The organism is Martinezella sp. CNPSo 3959, assembly GCF_057784355.1.
The window spans coordinates 93,561-108,435 of record NZ_JBXSOV010000010.1; the positions used below are offsets into that span (position 1 = coordinate 93,561).

The 14,875-nt window shown below is 61.5% G+C and carries 9 protein-coding genes; 5 read left to right on the forward strand and 4 right to left on the reverse strand.

The genetic code is table 11. The features are described from left to right. Positions 1-125: 125 nt before the first annotated feature. The 5 genes from AC13RE_RS20300 to AC13RE_RS20320 all read left to right on the forward strand — a co-directional run bounded on the left by AC13RE_RS20300 (position 126) and on the right by AC13RE_RS20320 (position 8,843). Positions 126-425, forward strand: coding sequence for a YMGG-like glycine zipper-containing protein (locus tag AC13RE_RS20300; RefSeq protein ID WP_112336410.1), 300 nt, complete (start codon positions 126-128; stop codon positions 423-425). 315 nt (positions 426-740) lie between these two features. Beyond that, positions 741-2,666, forward strand: coding sequence for an autotransporter assembly complex protein TamA (locus AC13RE_RS20305; protein ID WP_488564259.1), 1,926 nt, complete (start codon positions 741-743; stop codon positions 2,664-2,666). A 65-nt stretch (positions 2,667-2,731) separates the two neighbouring features. Then, positions 2,732-6,916: a translocation/assembly module TamB domain-containing protein gene (locus AC13RE_RS20310; RefSeq protein ID WP_488564260.1), complete on the forward strand. Its 4,185-nt coding sequence runs from the start codon at positions 2,732-2,734 to the stop codon at positions 6,914-6,916. 351 nt (positions 6,917-7,267) lie between these two features. After that, complete coding sequence (gene rocF, locus AC13RE_RS20315; RefSeq protein ID WP_488486078.1) at positions 7,268-8,203, forward strand: arginase; 936 nt, start codon at positions 7,268-7,270, stop codon at positions 8,201-8,203. A gap of 163 nt (positions 8,204-8,366) precedes the next feature. Beyond that, positions 8,367-8,843, forward strand: a complete 477-nt coding sequence (locus tag AC13RE_RS20320; RefSeq protein ID WP_106999223.1) for a chemotaxis protein CheW — start codon at positions 8,367-8,369, stop codon at positions 8,841-8,843. 71 nt (positions 8,844-8,914) lie between these two features. On the opposite strand, the gene AC13RE_RS20325 is transcribed toward AC13RE_RS20320, so the two are convergent. The 4 genes from AC13RE_RS20325 to fdhF form a co-directional block, all read right to left on the reverse strand. After that, positions 8,915-10,576 (reverse strand): OFA family MFS transporter, encoded by a 1,662-nt coding sequence (locus AC13RE_RS20325; protein WP_488564261.1) that lies wholly within the window; start codon positions 10,574-10,576, stop codon positions 8,915-8,917. Between the two features lie 106 nt (positions 10,577-10,682). Then, positions 10,683-10,949: a formate dehydrogenase subunit delta gene (locus tag AC13RE_RS20330; protein WP_488486080.1), complete on the reverse strand. Its 267-nt coding sequence runs from the start codon at positions 10,947-10,949 to the stop codon at positions 10,683-10,685. Then, positions 10,939-11,766 (reverse strand): formate dehydrogenase accessory sulfurtransferase FdhD, encoded by an 828-nt coding sequence (gene fdhD, locus AC13RE_RS20335; RefSeq protein WP_488564262.1) that lies wholly within the window; start codon positions 11,764-11,766, stop codon positions 10,939-10,941. The genes AC13RE_RS20330 and fdhD overlap by 11 nt, the downstream gene beginning before the upstream one ends. A 229-nt stretch (positions 11,767-11,995) precedes the next feature. Further along, entirely contained in the window at positions 11,996-14,875 is a 2,880-nt protein-coding gene (fdhF, locus tag AC13RE_RS20340; protein ID WP_488564263.1) for a formate dehydrogenase subunit alpha, read from the reverse strand.

A 14,875-nucleotide genomic window follows, 5' to 3' on the forward strand; every position in this document is an offset into this window, starting at 1 on the left:
GACAATCATATTTTGCACGATATTTTCTGTTGTTGCAGGACTGTAAAGACAGCCCATCGTGGTGGAGCTGAAGAATGGGGACGACGTTGGCCGAGGTTCGGCTTAACTAACGTTGGAGAGAGTAAATGAAGAAAGTTCTTATGCTCGCATTGGTCGGCTTGTCTATCGCAAGCTGCACGCCGACCGAACAGGGCGCAGGCATTGGCGCGGCAGGCGGCGCGATCATCGGCGGAGCCGTGACCGGTAACGTTCGCGGCGCAGCTGTTGGTGCCGCAATTGGCGGCCTTTCCGGTGCAGTCATCGGCAGCGTCCGGGAACAGCCCGGCCAGTGCTACTATCGTGATCGCTACGGTCGTCGCTACATCGACGATTGCCCGCGCGGCGGCTATCGCGGTGGTTATGGCGGCGGCTACGGCGGCTATTGATCGATTTTTCATCGCATTTCGAAGGTCCCGGGCTACAGCCCGGGATTTTTTTATTCGGGCGACAGAGGGTTTGACGTCCGCACAGCAGCCAGACCGGCGCCCGCAAGGACAACTCCGATGTGCCATTCTTCAACCGGCCCGGATATGTGGAATCCCGCCTTGAAACGCGGGCTTTTCACCCGCAAGAGGTTATCTTTTCCCCGTTTTTGACTCCAAAACGGTACACCTGAGGGACTTTTGCCTCTATGGTGGCCGCGCGTTAACTCCCGGGAAACGTCAAACTGAGTAAGTTCTCATGTAACCGTAAAGCGGCGTATGCATAAAAGAACTGAACCGAAAAAGAGTATTGCGTATCGGCAGGCAGGAACCGTGGCAGCGGTTGCGGCAGTGCTGGCGCTCGGTCCAGTGTGCGCCCAAAATGCCTTTGCATTCAAGCTCTTCGGCATCAAGCTCTGGGGCGAAGACGAAACGGCGGATCAGGTGTCCGATCCCGTCCGCTACACGGTCGATTTCCAGGCCGACAATCTCGACAAGGATCTGAAGGAAGCGTTGAACGACAGCTCGATGCTGATTTCCGACAAGGACAAGCCGGTCTCCGGCGACCTCGGCGTCGTCGTGAAGGCCCGTGACGATCGAGATCGCCTGATAGCCACACTGTACGAGAAGGCCCGCTATGGCGGCGTGGTCACCATCACCATCAACGGCACCGCCCTCGATGCCTTGCCGCCGACACCGACCTTCAGCCGCGCCAAGCCCGTTGTCGTCACGATCAGCGTGGATCCCGGCCCGGTCTTCAAACTTGGGAAGATCAACCTGCTCGGCGACGCCGCCAGGCTGGATCCGGCCAATTATGGCCTCGTGCGCGGCGGCGATGCCGGCTCGCTGACCATTCTGAAGGCGGGCGATAAGATGGTCGCCGACTTCAAGAACGAGGGTCACCCGCTCGCCAAGCTCGACAAGCGCGATGTCGTCGCCGATCATTCGACCAATACCGTCGACGTATCGCTGAAGGTCGAAAGCGGCCCTGTCGCTCCCTTCGGCAATGTCGGCGTCACTGGCCAGAAGTCGGTCGATCCGGATTTCATCAAGCGCTATGCCCGCATCAACGAAGGCAAGCCCTACTCGCCCGACGAGTTGAAGAAGGCGTCGGATCGCCTGAGAAAGCTCGGCGTCTTTTCCAGCGTCACCATCCGCGAGGCCGACAAGCTGGCGCCGGATGGCAGCATCCCGACGACCATCGAGGTGTCGGAAGGCAAGCAGCGCTTCTTCGGTGTCGGCGCACAATATTCCACCATCGACGGCTTCGGCCTGCAGGGCTATTGGGGGCACCGCAATCTGACCGGGCGCGCGGATTCGCTGCGCATCGAAGGGTCGGTATCGCGCATCGGCGAGACCACGGATGTCGGTCAACTCGACTACACCGCCGGCATCACCTATGTCAGGCCAGCTACCTTCTATCCTTCCGCGACCTTCACGGCCGGCCTCAAGATGCAAAGCCTGCATCCGGACGCCTACGACGCCAATACCGTCACGGCGAGCGGCGGTCTCGCCTATGAAATCAACGATCAGGATACGGTATCCGCCGGCGGCGAGGTGTCCTATGAATCCGATACCACCGATGCTTTCGGAAAACATAATTACCTGACGGTGGCAATCCCGCTCGAATACGTCCGGGACACGCGTGACAACAAGCTGGACCCCACGGAAGGCTTTCGCGCCTCCATCAGCGCCAAGCCGAGCTATGAGGCAATGGGCGGCACGGTTTTCAGCTCCTTCGAGGGCTCGATAACCGGCTACAAGGGCATAGGCGCCAACAACAACGTGGTCTTCGCCGGCAAGCTGGCTGCGGGCTCGCTGCTGGGTGCGAACAGCATTGAGGACATTCCTGCCACCCGGCGTTTCTATGCCGGTGGCGGCGGCTCGGTGCGCGGTTACAGCTATCAGGAAATCTCGCCCTATAACTCGCACGGTGACGAAACCGGCGGGCGCTCCTACGTGACCGCCTCCTTCGAAGCGCGGGTGAAGATCACCGATACGATCGGTGTCGTACCCTTCGTCGATATGGGCAGCGTCACCGACAGTGTCTTGCCCGACGGGTCCGACCTGCGCATTGGTGCCGGCGTGGGCTTGCGCTACGCTACGCCCTTCGGCCCGATCAGGCTCGATGTTGCCGTGCCGTTGAAGAAATATGACAATGGCACATCTTATGGCATCTATGCCGGCATCGGCCAGGCCTTCTGACAGACTGTATAGTTGTCGCGGGCCTTTCAGCACACGGTTACAAAGTTGAGGTTACTGTCGCTTTCATGAGCATATTGATTCGAATCCTCGGGAAACTGGTGCGCTGGATCGCCTATGCGGTCGTGGCAATCCTCTTGCTCGTGATCGCGGCTGTGCTCGTCGTCGGCCTGGTACCCTCCGCAACCGGCTACGCCGTCGATCAGGTGGCAAAGATCGCCTCGACGCCGGATCGCACCATCGCGATCGCCGCGCCCTCGGGACTGTTGAACGGCAATCTGAGGGTCGGTTCGATCACTGTGTCCGACACGAAAGGCCCCTATGCCAAGGTGCAGAACCTTGCCATCGACTGGTCTCCGCTATCCTTGCTGACCGGCACCTTCCATGCCGATCGCGTCGCATCCGATGTCGTTGATTTCGAACGGCTGCCGGTATCGACGGTCGCACCCGCGCCAGAAACGCAGTCGACGGGCGGCGCCGGCTTCTCCCTGCCCATCGCCGTCGATATCGGCGCCATCGCCCTGCCTGATCTTCGCATCGGACAGGCTGTCGCGGGACAGGATTTCGTTCTGGCCGCCGACGGCAGCGTCAAGGCAAACAGCAGCAGTATGGATCTGACACTCAATGCCTTCAGGCACGATGTGCCCGATGCCAAGCTTTCCGCCGATATCGCCTTTGCTCCGGCCGACAATCAGCTGAAGCTGAAGACGCAGATCTCCGAGCCCCGCGACGGCATGCTGGCCGGGCTGCTGCACCTGCCGGGCGGACCCGCCGTCAACATCGACCTTTCCGGCGACGGCCCCCTCTCCAACTGGGCTGGCAAGCTGCAGGCGGCACTCGACGGTAAGCCGACAGTCGCCATCACCGGCCACCACAGCCTCTCGGCCGACGGCCTGCATCATATCGACGTCAAGGGCGGCGGCGATGTCGATTCGCTCCTGCCGCCGACCCTGCGTGCGCTCTTTGCCGGCCAGACGACAATCGATCTTTCAGCAGCCTTCGACGGCAAGGGCAAGATCGATATCCAGACCGGCAACCTCGCCACCGGCAGCGCCGTGCTTGCCGCATCGGGCACGCTGGATCCCGCAGGCAACAACAGCCTCAATGCCAATCTGATCGGCACTTCCGGTCCTGTCGACTTCCGCTGGCCGATGGAAAACGGCGAGGCCCGCGCCCTGATCTCGCGGGTCGACATCGCGCTGACGGGTGCGGCGCAATCGGTAAAGATCGATGCGAAAGCTGCTCTCGACAGCGCCAGCGCCCCGCAAGGCAACATCGGACAGATCAATCTCAGTGCCCGAAGCGATGCCTTCAATCTCACCGCTATGTCCGGCCCGCTGCAGCTTCGTCTGGTTGTCGGCCAGACGGCTTTCGCAGGCCCCGACCTCAACCGCCTCATCCGCGCGCCGATTGCCCTGACCGCGCCGCTTCAGCTCTCGCCCGATACGATCGGCTTCAACAATACGACATTGGAAAGCGCCAGCATCGGCGGCACCGTCAACGGCAAATATACGCTGTCGTCAAAGGCGCTGACGGGCAATTTCAAGCTCTTTGCCCTGCCAGGCGTGCTGCCCGACGGCGTATCCAACAAGTTCGAAGGCACAATCTCCCTGGAGGGCCAGGTCGCCGGCACTGTGCCGACCAAGATGACGCTCTCCAATCTTGCGGTGAAATCCAATGTCGCCGAGATCAATGGCAATGTCGCGCTCAACGACCAATCGCTGACATCGGATCTATCCGGCAAGGTGCTCGACCTTTCCAAGCTCGTCCCGAATGCGCAGGGACAGGCCGATATCGGTCTCAAGGCCAAGGGTCCGCTCTCTGCGCTTGATATCGACGCGACCATCAAGGCCGTCAACGTCAAATTGGCGGGACGGCTGCTCGATACGCTCGATATCGGCGTGACCGGTACCGCCGACCCCAAAGCTCCGCAAGCAAAGGTTCAAGCAAGCGGCGCAATCGACGGCAAGCCCATCCGTATCACTGCCGACGCCGTTTCCAAGGATGGCCGCACAAGCATCCCGTCGCTGGCAGCCGAAATCGGCACCAACAAGCTGCAGGGCAAGCTGGATTTGTCGCCGAGCTTCGAGCCGACGGGTGCACTGACCTTCGACTTGCCGGATCTCGGCCTGCTTGCCGCACTTGCCGGGCAGAAGGCCGAAGGCGACCTCAAGGGCTCACTCGATATCACCAGCGCCAACGGCAAGACCGGCCTGAAGGTCAACGCCAATGGCAATGGTATCCGCCGCGACGATCTCGTCATCAGCAAGCCCGCCGTGGCGCTTGCCGTCGACGATCTCAAGGCCTTCTCCGCCAATGGCAGCATCCGCGCCGATGCGATCGCCTCGGGCGCCAACCGCATCGCCGATCTTAATCTGACCTTCACTCAGCAGGGCAGCCGCACGGATTTCGATCTGAAATCGGCCTATGACAACGCGCCGCTGACGACACGCGGCAGTGTCGAGACGGCTGGCGGCCAAACAACGGTCAACCTCGATTCCTTCGCCGGCGCACCGCGCACGATACCGGTGAAGCTCGCATCGCCAACAAAGATCGTCATCAGGGATGGCATCGCTTCGCTGAACGGCCTGACCCTTCAGACCGGTGGCGGTTCGGTAACCGTTGATGGCACCGCCGGGCAGGCCCTGAACATCAATGCAAAAATCGCCAACCTGCCGGCGAGCCTTGCCAATGTCTTTGCGCCAACGCTTGCGGCGGAGGGCGTCATCTCGGGCACGGTGGCGGTCACCGGCAAGGCCGCCTCGCCCGCCGTCATCTTCCAGACCAACTGGTCGGGAGCGGCGACGAGCCAGACGAAATCCGCCGGCCTCGCCGCACTCGGCATCAAGGCCGACGGAAAATTCGTCGACAATGTCGTCACCATCAACACCAACCTGACGGGCCAGAGCGGCTTGGCGCTGAATGGCGGCGGCACCGTCGCCATTGCCGGCAACAAGGCGATGGCGCTGAAGTTTTCCGGCAATGTGCCTTTCGACGCACTTGCCGGCCAGCTGGCCGCCCAGGGCCTGGTCATGACGGGTACGGCGAAGATCGACATGCAGATCGGCGGCACGACGGCGGCACCCGCCATATCAGGCTCGATCACCACCGACAGCGCCAAGCTGGTCGATGTACGGCGAAACCTGACGCTCAACGGCCTTGCAGTCGCTGTTACGCTCGACGGCAGGCAGGCGGTCATTTCGCGGCTGAGCGGCAACCTCACCAGCGGCGGCAGCGTTTCCGGCAGCGGCACGGTCGGCATTGCTCCGGATAGCGGTTTCCCTGCCGATATCCAGATGAAGTTCAACAACGCGACCTATGTCGACGGAACCCTCGTCACCGCGACGGTCAACGGCACGCTCGGCATCAAAGGACCGCTGATGACCGCGCCGATGCTGACGGGCAATCTCCGGCTCAGCAAGGCGTCCATTACCGTGCCGCAAAAGCTGCCGGCATCGCTGTCGGAGATCAACATCAAGCACAAGAATGCTCCGGCTGCGGTCAAGGCTCAGTTCAAGGATCAGAAGCCGGAGGCGCCGCGCAGCAAATCGACGACTCTCGGCATCGATCTGCAGCTCGATGCCCCCTCACAGATCTTCGTTCGCGGCCGCGGCATCGATGCCGAACTCGGCGGCAACATCGCGGTTCGCGGCACGGCAGCCGAACCCTTGGTATCCGGCGGCTTCACCATGCGGCGTGGACGTCTGACCATCTTGAGCCGCCGGCTGGATTTCACCGATACCAGCAAGATCACCTTCGGCGGCGACCTGACGCCAGCGCTCAACATGGAAGCGACGTCGACGGCAGGCTCCACCACCATAACGGTCGATGTCACCGGCCTGGCGACCGACCCGCAGATCGGCTTCTCCTCATCGCCGGCTCTGCCGCAGGACGAAGTTCTGGCGCAGCTGATCTTCGGTCAATCCATGTCGAAACTTTCCGCCATGCAGATCGCCCAGCTCGCCGATGCCGCCAGCCAGCTCGCCGGTGGACGCTCCACGTCGCTGTTCGAGGGGTTGCGCAGCCATCTCGGCGTCGATGATCTCGATATCTCGACGGATGCGAACGGCCAGGCACAGGTTGGCGCCGGCAAGTATATCAACAAGCGCACCTACATCGAGCTGCAGCAGGGCGCCTCAAACAACACCAAGGCCATCATCAATTTCAATGTGGGTCGCGGCGTGAAGCTGCGCGGCGCGGCGGGATCTGACGGCGCCGGGGAAGCGGGCGTCGTCTACGAGCATGAATATTGAGGAACACCTCTTCCGCGAGAACAGGCTATCGTCGAGTGGTTTGCCGAGCACCTCGCCGCGGCAAGAGAAAACGGAGATGTGCGCATTGTTGCGCAGCGCAAGCTCGCATGAAGATTGTCCGCTGGCTTATCATTCTGCGCAATTGGATTGATCAATCTGTCGAAAGCCGGTTGATTCTGGACAATTTTCCATCTTTTTGCTGTCATCCAGACAATTGATAATGCAAGCCAACATAATGCGGATCGGTCGGCTCTTCATGGCCTCGATCTGATCCATGCCGTTGTTTTTACCCCGTTCCGGAAAGCCGCTGCTGGCTTTTCCGGGATCGCTCTAACCCTCGGAGCAATGCCGATGAATACGCAATCCACTCCCGTTACCCTGATCGGCGTTCCCCTGGAAGAAGGATCCGGTCGCCGCGGCGCCGGCATGGGTCCGACGGCGCTCCGCATCGCCGGCATCGAAACCACACTGACCGAACTTGGCCATCGCGTCACGGATAGCGGCGACCTGCATCCTGTTCCAGCAGCGGACCTTCCCGACCATCCCCACGCTCACAATCTGAAGATCGTCGGCGCCTTCACGCGCGCACTGGAAGCAAAGGTCTATGATGTCGCATCGTCCGGCGGCTTCCCGCTGATCCTGGGCGGCGACCACAGCCTCTCCATGGGCAGCGTCTCCGGTATGGCCCGCCACGCGGCGGAAGTTGGTCGCCCCCTCTTCGTGCTCTGGCTCGACGCTCACTCCGATTTCAATTCCCCCGCCACCTCGCCCTCAGGCAATATTCACGGCATGCCCGTTGCATTCTTCTGCGGCGAAGCTGAGATCGACGGCGTTCTGCCGGCCGGGCGGCCGCTGGTCGATCCGACGAAGGTCTTCCAGGTCGGCATCCGCTCCGTCGATCCGCGCGAGCGCGAGGAAATCCGCGAACACGGCGTCAACGTCTTCGACATGCGCTCCCTCGACGAGCAGGGTGTCGCCGCCATCATGCGCAAGGTGCTCGATACCGTTAGCGAAGCCAACGGCCTGCTGCATGTCAGCTTCGATGTCGATTTCCTCGATCCGGATATCGCACCGGGTGTCGGAACCACCGTGCCGGGCGGCGCGACCTATCGCGAAGCGCATCTGATCATGGAAATGCTCTCCGACAGCAACCTCGTCTCATCGCTTGATCTCGTCGAGCTGAACCCCTTCCTCGACGATCGCGGCAAGAGCGCCCGTGTTCTCGTGGAAATGGCGGCAAGCCTCTTCGGCCGGCGCATCTTCGATCGCCCGACACGAGCTGCTTAAAAGGGCTCCATTCCTTTCCGGGGCTACCCCTTTCCCGACATCATACCGCGTAAGACTATCCAGTCGAAACTGCTTGTATAGATTTAGGTTTAAGCAATGTTCTTGCTCTATCGTGCCAATAACACGTCGAATTGGGCGTGACGGTTCAATGGGAAGAGCGTTCATGGCCACGATCAATTCCACCAGCTTCAGCGGCGAAACTCTGGAGATCATTGCCTTCCGGCTGCATGATCAGGAATTCTGCGTCAAAACCACCACAATCCGCGAAATTCGCGGGTGGGCGCCGTCGACGCCGATCCCGCATGCGCCGGCCGATGTCATCGGCGTCATGAACCTGCGCGGCTCGGTGATCCCGATCATCGACCTTGCCTACAAGCTCGGCATGCAGAGCACGGTCGCCAACGAGCGCAGCGCCATTGTCGTCGCCGAAGTGCATAGCATGGTCATCGGCATGCTGGTCGACCGCGTCTCCGATATCCTGACGATCGCTTCCAGCCAGGTACAGCCGGTTCCGGAAGTGACCGCCTCCTTCGATCGCGCCTATTGCGAAGGCATCATCGCCACAGAGAATGGCATGATCTGCTTCCTGAACCTCGCCAAGATGTTCAAGGAAAACGAAACGGACGAGCTCGCCGCTTAACTTCGCAGGTCGATTTTTTAAGAAGCCGCTCCGGCCTTTCGGGGCGGCTTCGTCATTTTCGGGAAGATCGTTTAGCCGAACAATGCGTAGGTGCTTTTGATCGTCACCCAGACACCCCAGAGGAGCGGAATGCCGACGAGCGCCCAGGCGATCAGTGCCTTGCCATCGAAACCGCCCGTGCCGATGCCAAAAGAGCCAGTGGGACCCGCATTGGCAGCAGCGGTCTTCGCCTGCAGTGCCGCGACCTCTTCATCCGACATGAACCATTTGTCCGAGAGCGGCTTGACCAGCGAATTGGCGATCAAGCCCAGAGCCAGCATGACCGCAAGAATATACATGGTGAAGGTGTAGAGCTGTGCGCCTTCCACGCCCGCCGCCTTCTGCGCCTCACGGATGTAATTGACCACGACAGGCCCGATGATCCCCGCCGTCGCCCAGGCCGTCAGCAGCCGCCCATGGATGGCGCCAACGAATTGCGTGCCGAAGATGTCGGCGAGATAGGCGGGAACGGTAGCGAAACCGCCGCCATACATCGACAGGATGATGCAAAGCGCGCCCACGAACAGCACCTTGCTATGAATGCCTGCCGCCCAAGGAGCCAGGACATAGAGCGCGATGCCGATCACGAAGAAGCAATAGTAGGTATTCTTGCGACCGATCTTGTCGGACAGCGATGCCCAGAAGAAGCGTCCGCCGATATTGAAGAGCGACAGCAACCCGGCAAAGCCGGCAGCGATGGCCGCCACTGCCGCGATCTGGTCCTTGCTGAGATCGGCGAATTTCAGGTCCGGCAGGCCGATCAAGGCGCCGCCGAAGATTTCCTGCAGCATCGGGGAGGCCATGCCGATAACGCCGATACCGGCCGAGACGTTGAGACACAATACCGCCCAGATCAGCCAGAATTGCGGGGTTTTGTGGGCATTGCGAAGATGCACATGCTTTGTCGTGATCATCGAGCTCTTGGCGGCAGGGGCCGTCCAGCCCTCAGGACGCCAGCCGGCCGGCGGCAGACGATAGCCGAAGGCACCGCCCATCATGAAAACGAAATAGATCGCTGCCATGACGATGAAGGTCTGCCAGACACCGGCGGAGCCGTCCGTGCGAAAGTGGTTCATCAGCAGGCTCGCAAGCGGCGCGCCGATCATCGCGCCTCCGCCGAAGCCCATGATGGCCATGCCGGTCGCCATGCCGCGCCGGTCGGGAAACCATTTGATCAGCGTCGACACAGGCGAGATATAGCCGAGCCCAAGCCCGATACCGCCAATGACGCCGGCGCCTATCCACATGATCCAGAGCTGATGGAAGATCACGCCGATCGCCGCAATCAGGATACCGCCGCACCAGCAGCAGGCAGCGACCACGCCGGCCTTGCGCGGCCCCGCTTTCTCGAGCCACCCGCCCCATATGGCCGCGGAAGAGCCGAGCAACACGAAGAAGAGCGTATAGATCCAGCCGAGATCGCTGACGCGCCAATCGCAGCTCGTCGTGAACAGGGCGGTCAGAAGATTGGGGCTGGCGCACTCGGCCGAAGCTGGAGTCGGAGTGCCGAGCGCCTTGGAGAGCGGCAGCCAGAACACGCTGAAGCCATAGGCCATGCCGATGCAGAGATGGATCGCCAATGCCGCCGGCGGCACGAGCCACCGGTTGAAGCCGGGCCTGGCAATGATGCGCTCACGATCGAGCAGGCCCGCCGTCGCCGTTCCTCGGGAAATATTCGTATCCGCAGCCGTCATGAACAACTCCTCCTTGTTTCGAAGACCGGCACCGATTCACTCGACAGCAATCGTATTTGTGGCTGGAGCCTCCGCTCTCCATCCCAATGCACTATAAATGCCAGTATTAAGCCGACTTAACATCCTCGGCCGGCGCGGGCCTGTGGATCAGCGAGGCTGCTTCCAGCACCAAAGGGCTGAGCCCGCTGTCTCCTTGATCGATGATCGTGAAAAGCTGGCGCCGCATGCGCGGCTCCCAGAATTTGTTGATGTGGGTGGCAACACCCTGCGCGGCTTCGTTTGCCGGCTGCGTCTTGAAGAAGGTGGCGATCTGGTTCGCCATATAGATGAGCTTGGTTTCGGTCTTGCCGTGCGGCGTTTCCTCAGGCGACATCGGCGATGCTCCCCGTGATGATGCGATGCGGATGGGTGAAAATCTCGAAATCGTCGCCGCGCACCAGCGCCACCAGCGTCATGCCGGCCTCCTCGGCCGTGCGAATGGCGAGCGCCGTCGGCGCGGAGATGGCAACCAGCACGGAACTGCCCAATATCGCCGCCTTCTGCACCATCTCGACGGACAGGCGGCTGGTGACGGCGACTACCCCTTCCGAGCCCTTATGGCCGGAACGGATCACGGCACCGCAGAGCTTGTCGAGCGCATTGTGCCTTCCGACATCCTCGCGCACGGCAAGCAGCCCCTCGGACGGGATATAGAAGCCGGCACCATGCACAGCATGCGTTTCGCGATGCAGCGGCTGCGCATCGTTAAGCAGCGCGACCGCGCGGACGACGTCCTTTTGCGTCAGCTTTAAAGCAACGTTCGAGACATCCAGTACCTTACGCACCGCCTGCTCGATCGATTCGATGCCGCAGAGGCCACAGCCGACCGGACCTGCCATATGGCGGCGGCGCAGCCGCAGCGCGTCGGCCACATCGTCGACCAGAGCGATCTGCACATCGATCCCCTGCGCGTCTTCGATCGGCTCGATCGCGGCGATCTCACTTATATCGGTGATGATGCCCTCGGTGAGGCTGAAGCCGACGGCGAAATCCTCGATATCGGCGGGTGTACCCATCATCACCGCATGTGACGTGCCGCCATAGGAAAATGCGATCGGCACTTCCTCGGGGACGATGCGAGAGCCCGAGCGGACCAGGCCGTTGCGGCGGGCGGTTTCGGGGACGGTGGTGGTGGGGGTGAATTTGGTCATTGGGCTATGGGGTGTGAAATACCCCCCTCTGTCGCTTTCGCGACATCTCCCCCACAAGGGGGGAGATTGTTAGGAGTTTGCCGCTCCCAATTTGCAAAATAATAGGCCGCCGCGTCTGCAGATTCGATGTGCGTCTGTGCCAAGTGCGCCCCGCGGGCTACCAATCTCCCCCCTTGTGGGGGAGATGTCACGAAGTGACAGAGGGGGGTCTTTCTCCGCAGCCGCAAAATCACTCAGCAGCCTCCATCTTCCCGACGATACGGCGGGACTGCCGCACCTGCTCATCATACTCGACCTGCCACTGCGACGGGCCGTTCGACGGCGAGACCTGCACGGCCGTTACCTTGTATTCCGGGCAGTTCGTCGCCCAGTCGGTGTAGTCGGTGGTGATGACGTTCGCCTGCGTATCCGGATGATGGAAGGTCGTGTAGACGACGCCGGGGGCGACGCGATCGGTGATCAAGGCTCTGAGCGTCGTGTCGCCGGAGCGGCTGCTGAGCCGGATCCAGTCGCCCTCGCGGATGCCGCGCTGCTCTGCATCATGCGGATGGATTTCCAGCCGATCCTCGGCGTGCCAGACGACATTCTCAGTGCGCCGCGTCTGCGCCCCGACATTGTACTGGCTGAGAATGCGCCCGGTCGTCAGCAGCAGCGGGAAACGCGGACCGGTGCGTTCGTCGGTCGGGACATATTCGGTGCGGATGAACTTGCCCTTGCCGCGCACGAAGCCGTCGACATGCATGATCGGCGAACCGAGCGGGGTCTTCTCGTTGCAGGGCCACTGCACGGAGCCCATCTTCTCGAGATAGTCGTAGGAAACGAGCGCGAAGCTCGGCGTCGTTGCGGCGATTTCGTCCATGATTTCGGAGGGATGCGTGTAGTTCCAGCCGAGACCCATGGCCTGCGCCATCTTCTGCGTCACTTCCCAGTCGGCATAGCCGTTGCGCGGAGTCATGACCTTGCGCACGCGATTGATGCGGCGCTCGGCGTTGGTGAAGGTGCCGTCCTTTTCGAGGAAGGTCGAACCGGGCAGGAAGACATGCGCGTAGTTGGCCGTCTCGTTCAGAAAGAGGTCGTGGACGACGACGCATTCCATCGCGGCGAGGCCGGCGGCCACATGCTTGGTATCCGGATCGGACTGAAGGATATCCTCGCCCTGAATGTAGATACCCTTGAACGTGCCTTCGACAGCGGCATCCAGCATGTTCGGGATGCGCAGACCCGGTTCGTTGTTGAGCTTCACGCCCCAGAGCTTTTCGAAGATATCGCGGGTCGCATCGTCGGAGATGTGGCGATAGCCTGGCAGCTCGTGCGGGAAGGAGCCCATGTCACAGGAGCCCTGCACATTGTTCTGTCCGCGCAGCGGGTTCACGCCGACGCCCGGACGGCCGATATTGCCTGTCACCATGGCGAGGTTGGCGATCGCCATGACGGTGGTCGAGCCTTGGCTGTGTTCGGTAACGCCGAGGCCGTAATAGATCGCGCCGTTGCCGCCCTTGGCAAAGAGACGAGCGGCTCCGCGTACGAGTTCCGGAGAAACGCCGGTATATTTCTCCGTTTCCTCCGGGCTGTGCTGCGGCTCGGAAACGAAGGCTGCCCAGTCCTCGAATTCCGACCAGTCGCAGCGTTCGCGGATGAATTTCTCGTCGAACAGGCCTTCGGTGACGATCACGTGAGCCAGCGCCGTCATCATGGCAACGTTGGTGCCCGGCTTCAGCGGTAGATGATAGCTCGCCTCGACATGCGGCGTGCGCACCAGATCGATGCGGCGGGGATCGATGACGATGAGCTTGGCACCCTGGCGCAGCCGCTTCTTCAGGCGCGAGCCAAAGACCGGATGGCCGTCCGTCGGATTGGCGCCGATGACGATGACGACATCGGAATGCTCGACGCTGTCGAAATTCTGCGTGCCGGCCGAAGTACCGAAGGCCTGGCCGAGGCCATAGCCTGTGGGAGAATGGCAGACGCGGGCGCAGGTATCGACATTGTTGTTGCCGAAGCCTGCACGCACTAGCTTCTGCACCAGATAGGTTTCCTCATTGGTGCAGCGCGAGGAGGTGATGCCGCCGATGGAATCGCGGCCGTACTGATATTGCAGCCGCTTGAACTCGGTGGCGATATGGGCAAAGGCCTCGTCCCAGGTCACTTCGCGCCAGGGATCGGTCACCTTCTCGCGGACCATCGGATTGAGAATGCGGTCCTTATGGGTCGAATAGCCATAGGCGAAGCGACCCTTGACGCAGGAGTGACCGCGATTGGCCTGGCCATCCTTCCAGGGCACCATGCGCACCAGCTCCTCGCCGCGCATTTCCGCCTTGAAGGAGCAGCCGACGCCGCAATAGGCGCAGGTGGTGACGACGGAATGCTCCGGCTGGCCGATCGATATGACGGATTTTTCGGTCAACGTCGCCGTCGGGCAGGCCTGCACGCAGGCGCCGCAGGAAACGCACTCGCTGTCGATGAAACTCTCATGCATGCCGGGCGAGACGCGCGAGCCGAAGCCGCGGCCCTCGATGGTCAGAGCGAACGTACCCTGCACTTCCTCGCAGGCGCGCACGCAACGCGAACAGACGATGCACTTCGAAGGATCATAGGTGAAATAGGGATTGGACTCGTCCTTCGGCATCCATTTCAGATTGATGTCGCCGTTGTTGCGCGCTTTGACGTGATTGTCGCCCTCATAGCCATAGCGCACATCGCGCAGGCCGACGGCGCCCGCCATGTCCTGCAGCTCGCAATCGCCATTGGCGGCGCAGGTCAGACAGTCGAGCGGATGGTCGGAAATATAGAGCTCCATCACGCCGCGACGGATATCCTTCAACCGGCCGGTCTGCGTGTGCACGACGAGACCGGAGGCGACCGGCGTCGTGCATGAGGCCGGCGTGCCATTGCGGCCTTCGATCTCGACGAGACAGAGGCGGCAGGAGCCAAAGGCATCGACCATGTCGGTGGCGCAGAGCTTCGGCACCTGAATGCCGGCTTCCATCGAGGCGCGCATGATCGAGGTGCCCTCAGGCACCGTGATCTGGTGGCCGTCGATGGTCAGCGTCACCATGGTTTCGGAGGTGGAGGCCGGCGTGCCGTAATCGATTTCTGGAACGAGGGACAT

Bases quoted from the DNA above. Each gene is read 5' to 3' on its own strand.
- AC13RE_RS20330 (WP_488486080.1), bottom strand. From the start codon at position 10,949: ATGTCGCCTGAGGAAACGCCGCACGGCAAGACCGAAACCAAGCTCATC.
- AC13RE_RS20310 (WP_488564260.1), top strand. From the start codon at position 2,732: ATGAGCATATTGATTCGAATCCTCGGGAAACTGGTGCGCTGGATCGCC.
- AC13RE_RS20305 (WP_488564259.1), top strand. From the start codon at position 741: ATGCATAAAAGAACTGAACCGAAAAAGAGTATTGCGTATCGGCAGGCA.
- fdhF (WP_488564263.1), bottom strand. From the start codon at position 14,875: ATGTCCCTCGTTCCAGAAATCGATTACGGCACGCCGGCCTCCACCTCC.
- AC13RE_RS20300 (WP_112336410.1), top strand. From the start codon at position 126: ATGAAGAAAGTTCTTATGCTCGCATTGGTCGGCTTGTCTATCGCAAGC.
- AC13RE_RS20320 (WP_106999223.1), top strand. From the start codon at position 8,367: ATGGCCACGATCAATTCCACCAGCTTCAGCGGCGAAACTCTGGAGATC.
- fdhD (WP_488564262.1), bottom strand. From the start codon at position 11,766: ATGACCAAATTCACCCCCACCACCACCGTCCCCGAAACCGCCCGCCGC.
- AC13RE_RS20325 (WP_488564261.1), bottom strand. From the start codon at position 10,576: ATGACGGCTGCGGATACGAATATTTCCCGAGGAACGGCGACGGCGGGC.
- rocF (WP_488486078.1), top strand. From the start codon at position 7,268: ATGAATACGCAATCCACTCCCGTTACCCTGATCGGCGTTCCCCTGGAA.